17 protein-coding genes are annotated in these 15,440 nt (G+C 62.2%); 9 read left to right on the top strand and 8 right to left on the bottom strand.

Going from position 1 to position 15,440, the window contains the following annotated elements; translation table 11 throughout:
* Window positions 1-52: 52 nt before the first annotated feature.
* The 3 genes from ctaD to HBO11_RS13355 all read left to right on the top strand — a co-directional run bounded on the left by ctaD (window position 53) and on the right by HBO11_RS13355 (window position 3,236).
* On the top strand, window positions 53-1,642 hold the full coding sequence (gene ctaD, locus HBO11_RS13365; RefSeq protein WP_038444815.1) for a cytochrome c oxidase subunit I: 1,590 nt from the start codon (window positions 53-55) through the stop codon (window positions 1,640-1,642).
* 120 nt (window positions 1,643-1,762) lie between these two features.
* Window positions 1,763-2,314 (top strand): cytochrome c oxidase assembly protein, encoded by a 552-nt coding sequence (locus tag HBO11_RS13360; RefSeq protein ID WP_057439257.1) that lies wholly within the window; start codon window positions 1,763-1,765, stop codon window positions 2,312-2,314.
* A 34-nt stretch (window positions 2,315-2,348) separates the two neighbouring features.
* A complete protein-coding gene (locus HBO11_RS13355) occupies window positions 2,349-3,236 on the top strand; it encodes a cytochrome c oxidase subunit 3 (protein ID WP_169954106.1) in 888 nt (295 codons plus the stop codon).
* Between the two features lie 4 nt (window positions 3,237-3,240).
* Here the strand turns inward: HBO11_RS13355 and HBO11_RS13350 are convergent, their stop codons facing one another.
* Window positions 3,241-3,444, bottom strand: a complete 204-nt coding sequence (locus HBO11_RS13350; RefSeq protein WP_017528731.1) for a twin transmembrane helix small protein — start codon at window positions 3,442-3,444, stop codon at window positions 3,241-3,243.
* 84 nt (window positions 3,445-3,528) lie between these two features.
* Between HBO11_RS13350 and HBO11_RS13345 the strand changes: the two genes are divergently transcribed.
* From HBO11_RS13345 to HBO11_RS13325, 5 genes are read left to right on the top strand one after another with little or no spacing between them, the layout of a single operon-like run.
* Window positions 3,529-4,269 (top strand): SURF1 family protein, encoded by a 741-nt coding sequence (locus tag HBO11_RS13345; protein WP_169954107.1) that lies wholly within the window; start codon window positions 3,529-3,531, stop codon window positions 4,267-4,269.
* Window positions 4,235-4,828: a hypothetical protein gene (locus HBO11_RS13340; protein ID WP_169954108.1), complete on the top strand. Its 594-nt coding sequence runs from the start codon at window positions 4,235-4,237 to the stop codon at window positions 4,826-4,828. Before HBO11_RS13345 ends, HBO11_RS13340 begins: the two co-directional genes overlap by 35 nt.
* Before the next feature lie 10 nt (window positions 4,829-4,838).
* Window positions 4,839-5,918 (top strand): COX15/CtaA family protein, encoded by a 1,080-nt coding sequence (locus HBO11_RS13335; protein WP_169954109.1) that lies wholly within the window; start codon window positions 4,839-4,841, stop codon window positions 5,916-5,918.
* Complete coding sequence (gene cyoE, locus HBO11_RS13330; protein ID WP_169954110.1) at window positions 5,906-6,805, top strand: heme o synthase; 900 nt, start codon at window positions 5,906-5,908, stop codon at window positions 6,803-6,805. The genes HBO11_RS13335 and cyoE overlap by 13 nt, the downstream gene beginning before the upstream one ends.
* Entirely contained in the window at window positions 6,802-7,437 is a 636-nt protein-coding gene (locus HBO11_RS13325; protein ID WP_169954111.1) for an SCO family protein, read from the top strand. The genes cyoE and HBO11_RS13325 overlap by 4 nt, the downstream gene beginning before the upstream one ends.
* Before the next feature lie 125 nt (window positions 7,438-7,562).
* Here the strand turns inward: HBO11_RS13325 and HBO11_RS13320 are convergent, their stop codons facing one another.
* Genes HBO11_RS13320 through HBO11_RS13310 form a run of 3 tightly spaced genes read right to left on the bottom strand, consistent with a single transcriptional unit; the run spans window position 7,563 to window position 10,084 of the window.
* Window positions 7,563-8,354 carry a MetQ/NlpA family ABC transporter substrate-binding protein gene (locus HBO11_RS13320; RefSeq protein WP_169954112.1) on the bottom strand — a complete coding sequence of 264 codons (792 nt, stop codon included), beginning with the start codon at window positions 8,352-8,354 and terminating at the stop codon, window positions 7,563-7,565.
* Window positions 8,355-8,402: 48 nt separating this feature from the next.
* The gene (locus HBO11_RS13315; RefSeq protein WP_169954113.1) at window positions 8,403-9,077 is read right to left on the bottom strand and encodes a methionine ABC transporter permease; all 675 of its coding nucleotides are present in this window, start codon (window positions 9,075-9,077) and stop codon (window positions 8,403-8,405) included.
* The gene (locus tag HBO11_RS13310; RefSeq protein WP_169954114.1) at window positions 9,077-10,084 is read right to left on the bottom strand and encodes a methionine ABC transporter ATP-binding protein; all 1,008 of its coding nucleotides are present in this window, start codon (window positions 10,082-10,084) and stop codon (window positions 9,077-9,079) included. Before HBO11_RS13310 ends, HBO11_RS13315 begins: the two co-directional genes overlap by 1 nt.
* A 235-nt stretch (window positions 10,085-10,319) precedes the next feature.
* Here HBO11_RS13310 and katE point away from each other — a divergent pair, with 235 nt between their 5' ends.
* Window positions 10,320-12,491, top strand: a complete 2,172-nt coding sequence (gene katE / locus HBO11_RS13305; protein ID WP_262376969.1) for a catalase HPII — start codon at window positions 10,320-10,322, stop codon at window positions 12,489-12,491.
* Window positions 12,492-12,585: 94 nt separating this feature from the next.
* On the opposite strand, the gene HBO11_RS13300 is transcribed toward katE, so the two are convergent.
* The 4 genes from HBO11_RS13300 to HBO11_RS13285 are packed head-to-tail and all read right to left on the bottom strand — an operon-like array spanning window position 12,586 to window position 15,403.
* Complete coding sequence (locus tag HBO11_RS13300; protein ID WP_169954115.1) at window positions 12,586-13,305, bottom strand: PA5502 family lipoprotein; 720 nt, start codon at window positions 13,303-13,305, stop codon at window positions 12,586-12,588.
* A 37-nt stretch (window positions 13,306-13,342) separates the two neighbouring features.
* A complete protein-coding gene (gene znuB / locus HBO11_RS13295) occupies window positions 13,343-14,131 on the bottom strand; it encodes a zinc ABC transporter permease subunit ZnuB (protein WP_029290341.1) in 789 nt (262 codons plus the stop codon).
* Window positions 14,124-14,909 (bottom strand): zinc ABC transporter ATP-binding protein ZnuC, encoded by a 786-nt coding sequence (gene znuC / locus HBO11_RS13290; RefSeq protein WP_169954116.1) that lies wholly within the window; start codon window positions 14,907-14,909, stop codon window positions 14,124-14,126. Before znuC ends, znuB begins: the two co-directional genes overlap by 8 nt.
* On the bottom strand, window positions 14,909-15,403 hold the full coding sequence (locus HBO11_RS13285; RefSeq protein WP_169851371.1) for a Fur family transcriptional regulator: 495 nt from the start codon (window positions 15,401-15,403) through the stop codon (window positions 14,909-14,911). Before HBO11_RS13285 ends, znuC begins: the two co-directional genes overlap by 1 nt.
* Between the last annotated feature and the right edge of the window lie 37 nt (window positions 15,404-15,440).

The raw sequence follows: 15,440 nt of genomic DNA, 5'->3' as shown, positions 1-15,440 counted from the left end.
TCATTGCGTATGCCCTGAACCGCCCCGCCCATCCGCTTGCAGGAGAACGGCCATGAGCACTGTGATCGATGACCACGGTCATGCCGCTGACCACGCCCACGGTCCCGCCAAGGGCCTGATGCGCTGGGTGCTGACCACCAACCACAAAGACATCGGGACCATGTACCTGTGGTTCAGCTTCGCCATGTTCCTGCTCGGCGGCTCGTTCGCCATGGTGATCCGTGCCGAGTTGTTCCAGCCGGGCTTGCAGATCGTCGAGCCGGCGTTCTTCAACCAGATGACCACCATGCATGGCTTGATCATGGTGTTTGGCGCGGTGATGCCGGCGTTTGTCGGCCTGGCCAACTGGATGATCCCGCTGATGATCGGCGCGCCGGACATGGCCTTGCCGCGCATGAACAACTTCAGCTTCTGGCTGCTGCCGGCGGCGTTCCTGCTGCTGGTCTCGACCCTGTTCACCCCCGGTGGCGGGCCGAATTTTGGCTGGACCTTCTACGCCCCGCTTTCCACCACCTACGCCCCGGAAAGCGTGACGTTCTTTATCTTTGCCATCCACCTGATGGGTATCAGCTCGATCATGGGCGCGATCAACGTGGTCGCCACCATCCTCAACCTGCGCGCACCGGGCATGACCCTGATGAAGATGCCGCTGTTCGTCTGGACCTGGCTGATCACCGCCTTCCTGCTGATTGCGGTGATGCCGGTGCTGGCCGGTTGCGTGACCATGATGCTGATGGATATCCACTTCGGCACCAGCTTCTTCAGCGCCGCTGGCGGCGGTGACCCGGTGTTGTTCCAGCATGTGTTCTGGTTCTTCGGCCACCCCGAGGTGTACATCATGATCCTGCCGGCCTTCGGTGCCGTCAGCTCGATCATCCCGACCTTTTCGCGCAAGCCGCTGTTTGGCTACACCTCGATGGTCTACGCCACGGCGAGCATCGCGTTCCTGTCGTTTATCGTGTGGGCGCACCACATGTTCGTGGTGGGTATTCCGCTGGTGGGCGAGCTGTTCTTCATGTACGCCACCCTGCTGATCGCGGTGCCCACCGGGGTCAAGGTGTTCAACTGGGTCAGCACCATGTGGCAAGGCTCGCTGACGTTCGAGACGCCCATGCTGTTTGCCGTGGCCTTTGTGATCCTGTTCACCATCGGCGGCTTTTCCGGGTTGATGCTGGCGATTGCCCCGGCGGACTTCCAGTACCACGACACCTACTTTGTGGTGGCGCATTTCCATTACGTACTGGTGCCTGGAGCGATCTTCGGGATCTTCGCCTCGGCCTACTACTGGCTGCCGAAATGGACCGGCCATATGTACGACGAAACCCTGGGCAAGCTGCACTTCTGGCTGTCGTTCGTGGGGATGAACATGGCGTTCTTCCCGATGCACTTCGTGGGGCTGGCCGGCATGCCACGGCGGGTGCCGGACTACAACCTGCAGTTCGCCGACTTCAACATGGTGTCGTCGATTGGCGCCTTTATGTTCGGCGCCACGCAGATCTTCTTCCTGTTTATCGTGATCAAGTGCATCCGGGGCGGTAAGCCGGCGCCGGCCAAGCCGTGGGATGGCGCCGAAGGGCTGGAGTGGAGCATTCCTTCGCCGGCGCCGTATCACACCTTCACCACGCCGCCGGAGGTCAAATGAGCCCGGTCATGAAAACACTCCCGATCCCCTGTGGGAGCGGGCTTGCCCGCGATGGCGGCCTCAAGACCCCTGCAGAGCTTGAGGGCCTCATCGCGAAGCCAGCTCGCCCGGGTGGGCGCCATGGCTGACTCCGTCCCTCTCAACCGCCTGGTCACGCGCCTGCTGATCCTGGTGTTGGCGATGTTCGCCTTCGGTTTTGCCCTGGTGCCGATCTACGACGTGATGTGCAAGGCGTTCGGCATCAATGGCAAGACCGCCGGGCAGTACGAAGGCTCGCAGGTGGTCGATCCGTCACGTCAGATACGGGTGCAATTCCTGTCGACCAATGCCATCGATATGGTCTGGGAATTTCACTCCAGGGCCGACGAAATCGTGGTCCACCCCGGTGCGGTCAACGAGATGGTGTTCGTGGCCTTCAACCCCACCGACAAGCCGATGACCGCCCAGGCGATCCCGAGTATTTCCCCGGCCGAAGCGGCGATGTACTTCCACAAGACCGAGTGCTTTTGCTTCACCCAGCAAGTGCTGCAGCCGGGAGAGCGCATCGAGATGCCGGTGCGCTTCATTGTCGATCGCGACATGCCCAAGGATGTGAAGCATTTGACCCTGGCGTACACGCTGTTCGATATCACTGCGCGCCAACCGCCCGTGGCTGTCCATACCGGCGGCTAGGCGTGCCTGCGGGCTCGATTAGGAGAACGGATACATGTCGACTCATGATACGTACTACGTACCAGCGCAAAGCAAATGGCCAATAATTGCCACGTTTGGGCTGTTGATCACCGTGTATGGCCTGGGTGTGTGGTTCAACGACCTCAAGGCGGCCCGCCCGGAATCCCACGGCCCGCTGATCTTTTTCGTCGGCAGCCTGCTGCTGGCCTACATGATGTTTGGCTGGTTTGGCGCGGTGATCAAGGAAAGCCGCGCCGGGTTGTACAGCGCGCAGATGGACCGCTCATTCCGCTGGGGCATGACCTGGTTCATCTTTTCCGAGGTGATGTTTTTTATCGCGTTCTTTGGTGCGCTGTTCTATGTGCGGCATATGTCGGCGCCGTGGCTGGCCGGTGAAGGCTCCAAGGGCATTGCCCATATGCTGTGGCCCAATTTCGAGTTTGCCTGGCCGCTGCTCAACAACCCGGACCCCAAGCTGTTCCCGGCGCCGGAAGGCACCATCAGCCCGTGGGGCCTGCCGTTGGTCAACACCATCTTGCTGGTGAGTTCCAGCGTGACCATCACCATCGCCCACCATGCCCTGCGCAAGGGGCATCGCGGCGCGCTGAAGATCTGGCTGGCGATCACCGTGTTGCTGGGGTTGGCGTTTCTCGGGTTCCAGGCCGAGGAATATATCCACGCCTATAAAGAGCTGGGCCTGACGCTGGGCTCGGGGGTGTATGGCGCGACGTTCTTCATGCTGACCGGCTTTCACGGTGCCCACGTGACCATCGGCACGATCATTTTGTTCGTGATGCTGATGCGCATCCTCAAGGGGCATTTCAATGCCGAGCACCAGTTCGGTTTCGAGGCGGCCAGTTGGTATTGGCACTTTGTCGACGTGGTGTGGATCGGTCTGTTTTTCTTCGTCTACGTGCTGTAGCGACTTACCAGGGGGCGTGGGAAACCAGCTGGCCGCTGAAGAACCCCCAGGTGATCAGCGCCAGGGTGATCACGGCCAGTACAACACGCACGGTCAAGGCGGTGACGAGGCGATTGGAGTGGCCCTCGTCCTTGACCAGGAAGAACAAGCCACTGAACAGGCTCACAACGGTAGCGATCAGCATCAGGGCGATAGCGGCTTTGAGCATGGTCAGGCTCCAGGGCTCTTATTTTGAGGGGCGGGCAATGAGATTCAGTATAGCCAGCACAACATCGACCTTCGCGGTAACGCCATGAAACGCTTTCGCCCCGGGATTGCCCCGACCCTGGTGGTGCTGGTGCTGCTACCGCTGATGGTGTTCCTGGGCTTTTGGCAGTTGTCCCGTGGTCAGGAAAAACAGGCACTGCTCCAGAGTTACGCCGAACGCCGGGCGGCGCAGCCCATCAGCGTTGCGCAACTGGAGACGGTGGCGGATCCGGCCTTTCGCCGCGTGCAGTTGCGCGGGCAGTTCGACGCCGCGCACAGCGTGCTGCTGGATAACCGCATGCGCGACGGCAAGGCCGGCGTCGAGTTGCTGCAACCCTTTCATGACCAGGCCAGCGGCCAGTGGCTGTTGCTCAATCGCGGCTGGCTGCCGTGGCCGGACCGGCGCACGCCGCCCGCTTTCACCACCCCCGACCAGTCTTTGAATATCAACGCCTGGGTGTATGTCGCCCCCGGCGAGACGTTCCAGCTACACGCCGACCCAGCCGCCGCCAAATGGCCACGCCTGCTGACGGCGCTGCACCCGCAGGCGCTGTGGGCCGAGCTGGAGCGCAGCGGCTTTGCCTTTGAGCTACGGGCCGAAGCGGGCCCGGCGACCTATGAAACCCAGTGGCCAGTAGTGGCCGTGGGCCCGGAAAAACACCTGGGGTATGCCGTGCAGTGGTTCGCCATGGCGCTGGCGCTACTGGGCCTTTACCTCTACCTCGGCTGGCACAACGCAAGGGAGAAGCACCATGGGAGCGGCCATGAATCCACTCAACATGTCTGACACGCCAGCGGCGCCCAACCGCAGCAAAGGGCGCTGGCAACTGATCCTGATCCTGCTGATGGTGATCGGCCCGATGGTGCTGGCGACCCTGATGTACAAGTGGCAGTTCTGGGTGCCGGACAACCGCAGCGATCATGGCGAAATGATCGGCAATGGACAGACCCGCAGCGATATCGGCGTGCAGGCCGACGAGGACCGCTGGCAATTGCTGGTCACCGCGCCCGCGGCCTGCGCCGCCGATTGCCAGCAACTGGTCTACCTCGCGCGCCAGCTGCAGATCGGCCTGGGGCGCGATGCGTCCCGTGCCAGCCATGCCCTGGCCAGTGCGCAGCCGGTCGGCGCCGAGTATGAGGCCAAGTTGAAGGCCGAGTATCCGCAGTTGCAGCGTTTGCCCCTGGACCTGCCGACCTTCAAGCAAAACGCTGCCGCGCCGGGCGATGCGCAACTGTGGATCGTCGACCCCCACGGCAACCTGGTGCTGCGCTATGACGCGCGGGTCAAGGGCAAGGATCTGCTCAACGACCTGCGCCACCTGCTGAAACTGTCGAATATCGGATAAGGGCATCGTCATGGCCAAACCTGGATTTCGCCTCGCGCTGTTTGCCACCCTGCTGGCGCTGATTGTGGTGCTGCTGGGCGCCTACACGCGCCTGACCCATGCCGGCCTCGGTTGCCCGGACTGGCCGGGTTGCTATGGCTTTATCAGCGTGCCGAAAAGCGAGGCCCAGTTGGCCCATGCCGAGTTGCACTTCCCGGACACGCCGGTGGAGGCCGACAAGGGCTGGAACGAGATGATCCATCGCTATGCAGCAGGCACCCTGGGGCTGCTGATCGCGCTGTTGGCCACCCGCGCCTGGACTCATCGCCGGCATCCGGGGCAGCCCTTGAAGCTGCCGTTGTTTCTGCTGGCGGTGGTGCTCGCCCAGGCGGCCTTTGGCATGTGGACGGTGACGCTCAAGCTGTGGCCGCAGGTGGTCACCGGGCATTTACTGGGTGGCTTCGCGACCTTGAGCCTGTTGTTTCTGCTGACCCTGCGTTTGTCCGGGGTGTTGCCGGCGCTGATCGTGCCCCGGCGCCTGCAGTATTGGGCCACGGCCGGCCTGGTGCTGGTGATCGGGCAGATCGCCCTCGGTGGCTGGGTCAGTTCCAACTATGCGGCGGTGGCCTGTATCGATTTGCCGACCTGTCATGGTGAGTGGTGGCCGGCAGCGGACTTTGCCAATGGCTTTCACCTGACCCAGCATATCGGCCCCAACTACCTGGGCGGGCAACTGGACAGTGATGCACGCACGGCGATTCACCTGACCCATCGCCTGGGCGCGCTGGTGGTGACTGTGGCGCTGCTGGGCCTGGCCTGGCAGCTCAAGGCGGTGGGCATGACCCGCCTGGCGGGCCTGCTGCTGGTTGCCCTGGCCGTGCAGATCGGCCTGGGCCTGAGCAATGTGTACTTTCATTTGCCGCTGCCGGTGGCGGTCGCCCATAACGCCGGCGGCGCAGCGTTGTTGCTGACCCTGGTGCTGGTCAATTACCACGCCCGTACCAGCCTGGTGCGGGTCCGCCACCAAGTGCCGTTCGGTTGGCGCTTCAGCCCGCGCAAACAGGTTGCGGGCCTGATCACCCTTAAAGGAGAGATGCCATGGCGACCTTGATTGGCGAGCGTCCCGGCCAGGCGATCTGGCGCGACTACCTGGAGCTGACCAAGCCCAAGGTGGTGGTGCTGATGCTGATTACCTCGCTGGTAGGCATGTTTCTCGCCACCCGCGCCGGGGTGCCGTGGCCGGTGCTGATCTTCGGCAACCTGGGGATTGCCCTGTGTGCCGGTGGTGCCGCAGCGGTCAACCATGTGGTGGACCGGCGCATTGACGCGCTGATGGCGCGCACCCACAAGCGGCCGTTGGCTGAAGGCCGGGTTTCCCCGGCTGCCGCGCTGACGTTTGCCCTGGCGCTGGCGGTGGCCGGGCTGGCGTTGCTGCTGGCGTTTACCAACCCGTTGGCGGCCTGGCTGACCCTGGCCTCGCTGCTGGGCTATGCGGTGATCTACACCGGCTTTCTCAAGCGCGCGACACCGCAGAACATCGTGATCGGCGGCCTGGCCGGCGCGGCGCCACCATTGCTCGGCTGGGTGGCGGTCACCGGCCATGTGAGCGCCGAGCCGTTGCTGCTGGTGCTGATCATCTTCGCCTGGACCCCGCCGCACTTCTGGGCCCTGGCCATCCATCGCAAGGAGGAGTACGCCAAGGCCGATATCCCGATGCTGCCGGTGACCCACGGCGAGCACTACACCAAGGTGCATATCCTGCTGTACACCTTCGCGCTGCTGGCGGTGAGCCTGATGCCCTATGTGATCCACATGAGCGGGCTGTTGTACCTCGGTTGTGCGCTGGTTCTGGGTGCGCGCTTTCTGCAATGGGCCTGGGTGCTGTACCGTGGCAGTCGGCCGCACGCGGCGATCAATACCTTCAAGTACTCTATCTGGTACCTGTTTTTGCTATTTATCGCCCTGCTCGTAGACCACTACTTATTGTTGAACCTATGACTCGAACTCAAAAAACTGTCTTTATCCTGGTGGCCGTCGTGGCGTTGATCATGGGCCTGACCGTCAACAAAGTGCTGTCTGGCAAGGGCCAGGGCGACCCTACGGCATTGATCGACGCGGGCATTATCCTGCTGCCGCAAAGCCGCCAGCTGCCGCCCGTGACCATGACCAACCAGGACGGCCAGCCGGTGCTGGTCAATGAGTTGAAGGGCAAGTGGAGCGTGCTGTTCTTTGGCTACACCTTCTGCCCGGATATCTGCCCGACCACCCTGGCCCAACTGCGGCAGATCAAGAGCGAGCTGCCCAAGGACGTGGTGGATAAGCTGCAGGTGATCCTGGTCAGCGTTGACCCGCATCGCGATACCCCGACCCAGCTCAAGCAGTACTTGAGCTACTTCGATCCGCAATTTGCAGGGTTGACCGGGGCGAATGTGGAGGATGTGCAGAAGGTCTCGAATGCGGTGAGCATTCCGTTCATTCCGGCCGACACCAGCAAGCCGAACTACACCGTCGACCACAGCGGCAACCTGGCATTGATCGGCCCGGATGGCAGCCAGCGCGGGTTTATCCGTGCGCCGTTGAATAACCAGAAGCTGGTGGCGCAGTTGCCGGGGTTGTTGCAGCGCAACTGAGCTGACAACACAGATCAAGTGTGGGAGCTGGCTTACCTGCGATAGCGCCAGGTCAGCCAGCCTCTTGGTTGCTGACCCACCGCGATCGCAGGCAAGCCAGCTCCCACATTTTGCTTTGCTCGGCTTCAGAGATCGTCTTTCAGATCAAACGCCGGCAGGATCGCGCCTTTGTACTTCTCGTTGATGAATTTCTTCACTTCCGGAGTGTGCAGGGCTTTGACCAGTTTTTGCACCGCGTCCGAATCCTTGTTGTCCTCGCGGGTCACCAGGATATTGACGTAAGGCGAGTCGTTGCCTTCGATCGCCAGGGCATCCTTGGACGGGTCCAGCTTGGCTTCCAGGGCGTAGTTGGTGTTGATCAGGGCCAGGTCGACCTGGGTCAGCACGCGCGGCAGGGTGGCGGCTTCCAGTTCGCGGAATTTCAGGCCTTTTTCGTTGCCGGTGATGTCCTTGATGGTCGACAGGATATCGGTCGGGTTCTTCAAGGTGATCAGGCCCTTGCTGGCCAGCAGCAATAGCGCGCGGCCGCCGTTGGTGGCGTCGTTGGGGATCACCACGTTGGCGCCGTTCGGCAGCTCGGCCAGGCTCTTGTACTTGCTGGAGTACGCGCCCAGCGGCTCCAGGTGCACGCCGGCGACGCTCACCAGGTGGGTGCCCTTGGCCTTGTTGAACTCATCCAGGTACGGCTGGTGCTGGAAGAAGTTGGCGTCCAGGCGTTTTTCGGCCACTTGTACGTTCGGCTGCACGTAGTCGGTGAACACCTTGACCTTCAGGTCCACGCCTTGCGCGGCCAGGGCCGGCTTCACGAACTCAAGGATCTCAGCATGCGGCACCGGGGTCGCGGCGACCGTCAGGGTCTCGGCGGCGTGGGCGGAAAATGCGGCAACCGCGGCGAAAGCAACCAGTAGTTTTTTCATCCAACAAGCTCCTTGTTCGGGCATGCCGGCGAGGGCCGGCAATGGCCGTTATTTTCGAGAATAGTGGGTCACCAGCTTATCGCCGATGGTTTGCAGAATCTGCACCAGCACAATCAACATCACCACGGTCACGACCATGACGTCATCCTGGAAACGCTGGTAGCCATAGCGGATCGCCAGGTCGCCCAGGCCACCGGCACCCACCACACCCGCCATGGCGGTGTAGCCCACCAGGGCAATGGCGGTCACGGTGATTGCAGCAATGATGCCCGGCTTTGCCTCGGGCAGCAGCGCCTTGGTGATGATCTGCCGGGTGGTCGCGCCCATGGCCTGGGTCGCCTCGATGATGCCGCGATCGACCTCGCGCAGGGCGGTTTCCACCAGCCGCGCGAAGAACGTCGAAGCGCCTACCACCAGCGGTGGAATCGCGCCGGCCACGCCCAGCGAAGTGCCCGTGAGGAACACGGTCGTCGGGATCATCACGATCAGCAGAATGATAAACGGCAGCGAACGTATGGCGTTGACCACGAAGGCCAGGGCGGCATAGGTGGTTTTCTGCTCCAGCAACTGCCGTGGGCTGAAGAGAAACAGCAGGATGCCCAGCGGCAGGCCCACCAGCACGGTGAAAAACAGCGAGGTGCCGAGCATCAGCAGGGTGTCGTTGGTGGCCACCCAGATATCAGCCCAGTCGACGTTGTCGAAATAATGCAGTAACACGTCCATTAACGCAGGACCTCCATGTGCACATCGGCGGCGGTAAAGCGCGCGAACGCCGCTTCCATGTCACCGCCGGTGATGGCCAGGGTCAGTTGCCCGTAAGGGGTATCTTTGATGTGGTCGATGCGACCGGCAAGGATGCTGTAGTCCACACCCGTTTCGCGGGCGACGGTACCCAGCAGTGGCGCGTAGGTCGCTTCGCCCTGGAACGTCAGGCGCACGATGCGGCCCGGCACATGGGCGAACACATCGCGCTGCTCACCTTCATCGACCTGCTCGGCTTCTTGCACAAAGCGCTTGGTGGTCGGGTGCGTGGGGTGCAGAAACACCTGGGCCACCGGGCCTTGCTCGACAATCACCCCGGCATCCATCACCGCGACCTGGTCGCAGACACGGCGGATCACGTCCATTTCATGGGTGATCAGCACGATGGTCAGCTTCAGCTCGCGGTTGATCTCGGCCAGCAATTGCAGGACCGAGGCGGTGGTCTGTGGGTCGAGGGCGCTGGTGGCTTCGTCGCACAGCAGGATTTTCGGCTTGGTGGCCAGGGCACGGGCAATGCCGACGCGCTGCTTCTGGCCGCCGGACAGTTGCGCCGGGTACTTTTTGGCGTGGTCGGCGAGGCCGACCCGGTCCAGCAGTTCGGCCACGCGCGCATCGATCTCGCGGCGCGACAGTTCGCCCGCCAGGGTCAGCGGCAGCGCGACGTTGTCGGCAACGGTCTTGGAGGCCAGCAGGTTGAAGTGCTGGAAGATCATCCCGACCTGCTGCCGGAAACGGCGCAGGCCGTTGGCATCCAGGGCGGTGACTTCTTCGCCATCCACCTGGATCTGGCCGCCCGAAGGCTCTTCGAGGCGATTGATCAGGCGCAGCAGAGTACTTTTTCCCGCGCCGGAATGGCCGATCAGGCCAAACACCTGGCCGTTCTCGACGCGCAGGCTGGTGGGATGCAGTGCGGGGATATCCTTGCCGGCGACCCGGTAGGTTTTATGGACGTTATGAAACTCGATCACGTAGCGAACCTTGTGGGGCGCATTGAAAAGGGATCAGCGGTTAGCCGGGCGCGCATTTTAGCCTGTCCGTATAGTGTTTCTTAGCATTTATTTCGTATTCAACCAGCGATTTGGCAATAACGCGATCAAAGGTCATAAAAAAGGAACGGTAAAAAATCCCGTCAGTCACTACTTAAGCAACTCGATTTCCCGGGTGCCGTGCCCGGGGTTTTGCTCAAACGAGCCAGGGACCGCTCTGGCCTACGCAAACGAGGAGTTTTGTCTGATGAGTACCAAAAAACCCGCTACGCCGCCCAAGAGCGAGCTTGCAGGCACCGATACCCTGGACCGTGGCAACACCAATGCCAAGCTGCAAAGCCTGGAGAAGTCTCGTTCTGACGCCACCGGCCAGGCGCTGCGCACTAATCAGGGGGTGAAAATCTCCGATAACCAGAACACGTTGAAAGTCGGCGCGCGCGGGCCTTCGCTGCTGGAAGATTTCATCATGCGTGAAAAGATCACGCACTTTGACCACGAGCGTATCCCGGAGCGCATCGTGCACGCCCGCGGCACTGGCGCCCATGGCTACTTCCAGACCTATGAAAACCATTCGGCGCTGACCAAGGCGGGCTTTTTACGTGACCCTGGCCGTAAAACCCCGGTGTTCACGCGCTTTTCCACGGTGCAGGGCCCACGTGGTTCAGGCGATACGGTGCGTGATGTGCGCGGCTTTGCCGTGAAGTTCTTCACCGACGAAGGCAACTTCGACCTGGTGGGCAACAACATGCCGGTATTTTTCATTCAGGACGCGATCAAGTTTCCTGACTTCGTGCATGCGGTAAAACCTGAGCCGCACAACGAAATTCCTACCGGCGGCTCGGCCCACGATACTTTCTGGGATTTTGTCTCGCTGCAGCCGGAATCGGCGCACATGGTGATCTGGGCGATGTCCGACCGCGCCATTCCAAAAAGCCTACGCAGCATGCAGGGTTTTGGGGTGCACACGTTCCGCCTGGTGAATGCCGAGGGTCAATCCAACTTCGTCAAATTCCACTGGCGTCCGACGGCGGGCACCTGCTCCCTGGTGTGGGATGAGGCGCAAAAGCTGGCCGGTAAAGATACCGATTACCATCGTCGCGACCTGTGGGATGCGATCGAGATGGGCGATTACCCGGAGTGGGAATTGGGCGTACAGGTGATTCCGGAAGATAAGGAGCACGCGTTCGACTTCGATATTCTCGACCCGACCAAGCTGATCCCTGAAGAGTTGGTGCCCATCACCCCGCTGGGCAAGATGGTGCTCAATCGCAACCCGGACAACTTCTTCGCCGAAGTCGAACAGGTCGCGTTCTGCCCGGGGCATATCGTGCCGGGTATCGATTTCTCCAATGACCCGCTGCTGCAAGGTCGCCTGTTTTCCTACACCGATACGCAGATCAGCCGACTAGGTGGCCCGAACTTTCACCAGTTGCCGATCAATCAGCCGCTGACGCCGCTGCATAACAACCAGCGCGATGCCATGCACCGCAGCACCATCGATAAAGGTCGTGCCGCGTACGAGCCGAACTCCATCGACGGCGGCTGGCCGAAAGAAACTGCGCCGGCAGCGCAGGACGGTGGTTTCGAGTCCTACCCGGAGCGTATCGACGCGCACAAGATCCGCGAGCGCAGTGAGTCCTTTGGCGATCACTTTTCCCAGGCGCGCCTGTTTTTCAACAGCATGAGCAAGCACGAGCAGGAACACATCATCGCGGCCTATAGCTTTGAGCTGGGCAAGGTCGAGCGTGAGTTTATCCGGGCGCGCCAGGTCAATGAGATCCTGGCCAATATCGACCTCGGGCTGGCCAAGCGTGTGGCGCAAAACCTGGGCCTGCCGGCACCGAAAAAAGGCACCGTGCCGGTGCGCAAGACCGCGCCAGAGCGCTCGCCGGCCTTGAGCCAGGCCAACTTGCTGGCGGGCAATATCAAGACGCGCAAGGTGGCGATCCTGGCCGCCAATGGTGTGGATGGTGCCGCGATTGCCGCGCTGAAGAAGGCGCTGGCCGCAGAAGGTGCCCATGCCAAGTTGCTCGGGCCGACCTCGGCGCCGGTCACTACGGCCGATGGCAAGAGCCTGGCGGTGGACGCGTCGATGGAAGGCTTGCCGTCGGTGGCATTCGATGCGGTGTTTGTGCCGGGCGGGGCGAAGTCGATCCAGGCATTGAGCGGCGATGGCGTGGCGTTGCATTACCTGCTGGAGGCCTACAAGCACTTGAAGGCGATTGCCTTGGCCGGTGAGGCGAAGCAGTTGCTGGAAGTGTTGAAGCTGGAGGTGGATGCGGGGTTGATTGTGGGCGGTGATGCCAAGGCGTTGAAGGCGTTTATTGCGGCGATTGCCCAGCATCGGGTGTGGGAGCGCGAGCCTAGGGCCAAGGCGGTTCCGGCTTAAGTTTCTGGTTGTTTGACAGGGCCTCATCGCCGGCAAGCCGGCTCCCACGTTGAAATGTATTGCACTGTGGGGGCCGGCTTGCCGGCGATGGGCGTCAGTCCGCCTTACGCGGAATCAGCACCACCTGGGCCGGTATGTGTTTGAGAATCTGCCGGTGGATCTTCAGGTCATACCCTGAGTCAATCCGCTTCACTCGTTTAGTCAACAGCGTGTTCAGCCACGGGTAATCCTCGGTGCGCGGCACCTGGATGCTCACGTCACACTGGTAATTCACCACATCGGTGGCGATGGCATCCAGTTGATGGCGCAATTGCTGGATATCCGTGAGGTTCAGCGCAACCGTGGTGCTCTCGGCGGAGGGGTCGATGACCTTGGCCGGTGGCTTGGCTTCGGCAGCTTTCAGGGCGGCTTCGGCTTTATCCAGCTCGGCTTTGCGGGCGTGGGCGATGGCGCTGTTGACCCCGCCAGTCAGCGCCGGAGCCTTGGGCATCAAGGCCCGGGCGCGGCTCAAGGCCGTAGCGGCGGCGTTGACATCACCTTTTTGCAGGACGATCTGGCTGCGCTGCAAATAGGCTTCGGCCAGTTGGCGCTGATAAGGCTCCAGCGCCGGATCGTCAGGCGATTGGGCCTGCAAGGCCGCCAGTTGGTCTTCGGCGGTAGCCAGCTCACTGCTGGCCAGGTTTTGTTCCAGCTGTGCAATGGCCGCAGCGCGCGCGTCCGGTGCCTCGGGGGCGACGGGCGGGGAGCTTTGGCAGGCGCCCAGCAGCAGGGAAAATGCGGCAAGGAGCAGATAACGGGAGGTGAACGGCTTCATTCCTGCGACTCTCTAATTGCGCAAAAAGCGAGCAAGTCTACACCCCTCGGCGGGGCAGGACAAAACTCAGCAGAAACAGTGCGGCGGCCGTGACCACAATCGACGGCCCGGCCGGGGTGTCCTTGAACCAGGACAGCGCCAGGCCACCACACACGGCAAGCATCCCCAGCAAACTGGCGCCGACCGCCATCTGTTCCGGCGAACGGGCATGACGCTGGGCGGCTGCGGCGGGGATGATCAACAGCGACGTGATCAACAATACGCCGACAATCTTCATTGCGACAGCGATCACCACGGCGATCAGCAACATCAGGGTCATGCGCAGTGCGGGTACTGGCAAGCCTTCGACGGTGGCCAGTTGTTCGTGGACGGTAATTGCCAGCAGCGGGCGCCACAGGGCCACGAGCAGGATCAATACTGCCGCGCTGCCGCCGAGAATCCAGGCCAGGTCCGTGGGGCTGATCGCTAGCAGGTCGCCGAACAGGTAGGCCATCAGGTCGATACGTACTTCATGCATAAAACTCAGCACTACCAGGCCCAGGGACAGGGTGCTCGGCGCGAGGATCCCCAGTAGCGTGTCCGAGGCCAGGGGCTGGCGCTGTTGCAGGGTCACCAGCAGCACTGCCAGCAGCAGGCAGCCGACGGTTACCGCGATGGTCGGGCTGACGTCCAGCAAAAAGCCCAGGGCCACGCCGAGCAGGGCCGCGTGGGACAAGGTGTCGCCAAAGTAGGCCATGCGCCGCCAGACCACGAACGAGCCCAACGGGCCCGCCACCAGCGCCAAAGCCAAGCCTGCAAGCAGGGCGTAGAGCAGAAAATCAGCCATGCTTGCAGCCATCTCCGTGGACGTGGGTATGAGGGGCGATCGGATCGGCAACCACCGCGCCATGCAGGTCATGGGCATGATCGTGACGGTGGTGGTAAATCGCCAGGCTCTGCGCATTCTTGCCGAACAGCTCGACGAAGGCCGGGTCGCCGCTGACCTGTTCCGGGTGGCCGGAGCAGCAGACGTGGCGGTTGAGGCACACCACCTGGTCGGTAGTGCTCATCACCAGGTGCAGATCGTGGGACACCATCAGCACGCCGCAGCCATGCCGGTCGCGCAGGCGGGTGATCAGGCTGTAGAGCTCGGCCTGGCCGGCAACGTCGACGCCTTGCACCGGTTCATCGAGCACCAGCAATTCGGGCTCGCGCAGCAGGGCCCGGGCTAGCAGTACGCGCTGCATCTCGCCACCGGAGATACTTTGCACCGGGCTGTCGATGACCTGCTCGGCCCCCACTTCCTTGAGCGCGGCCAGGGCGCGGGTGCGGTCCACGCCGGGCACCAGGCGCAGGAAGCGCAGCACCGACAGTGGCAGGGTTGGGTCAACGTGCAGTTTCTGCGGCATATAGCCGATGCGCAGCTTGGGCTTGCGCCAGACACTGCCGCTGTCGGGCTTGAGCAGGCCTAGCACGGCGCGCACCAGGGTGGTCTTGCCGGCGCCGTTGGGGCCGATCAGGGTGACGATCTGCCCCGGCTCGACGCTCAGGTCAATGTTGTCCAACACGTTCTGGTCGGCGAATGTGACGCCGACCTGTTCCAGGCGGATTAGCGCAGTGCTCATCAAGCCCCCTGGCAGCCCGAGCAGATGCCAACCACTTCGACGGTCTGCCCTTCGACTCGGAAGCCGACATCGCCGGCACTCTTGATAATCGCGTCGCTGATGCTTTTTTGTTCAAGCTCGATGGCGGCGTGGCACTCGCGGCAGATCAGGAACTGGCCCTGGTGCGCGTGCTCCGGGTGGTTGCAGCCGACAAAGGCGTTCAACGAGGCGATGCGGTGCACCAGGCCGTTTTCCAGCAGGAAGTCCAGCGCACGGTACACCGTGGGCGGCGCGGCGCGGCGACCGTCCTGCTCGCTGAGCACGCCGAGAATGTCGTAGGCACCCAGCGGCTTGTGGCTCTGCCACACCAGTTCCAGCACTCGCCGGCGCAGGGCGGTCAGGCGCAGGCCTTGGCGTGCGCACAGGGCGTCGGCCTCCGACAGTGCGTTGTGCACGCAGTGAGAGTGGTCGTGGGGACGGCTGGCAAGCGGTGTTTTAGGCATGAGCGGCGACAGATATTTGTGAGAGACGTTATTATGTTACCCGTTCCTG

It is taken from the genome of Pseudomonas sp. WS 5010 (assembly GCF_012985565.1).
Lineage (GTDB): Bacteria > Pseudomonadota > Gammaproteobacteria > Pseudomonadales > Pseudomonadaceae > Aquipseudomonas.
This window is presented reverse-complemented; position numbering and strand designations above follow the sequence as displayed.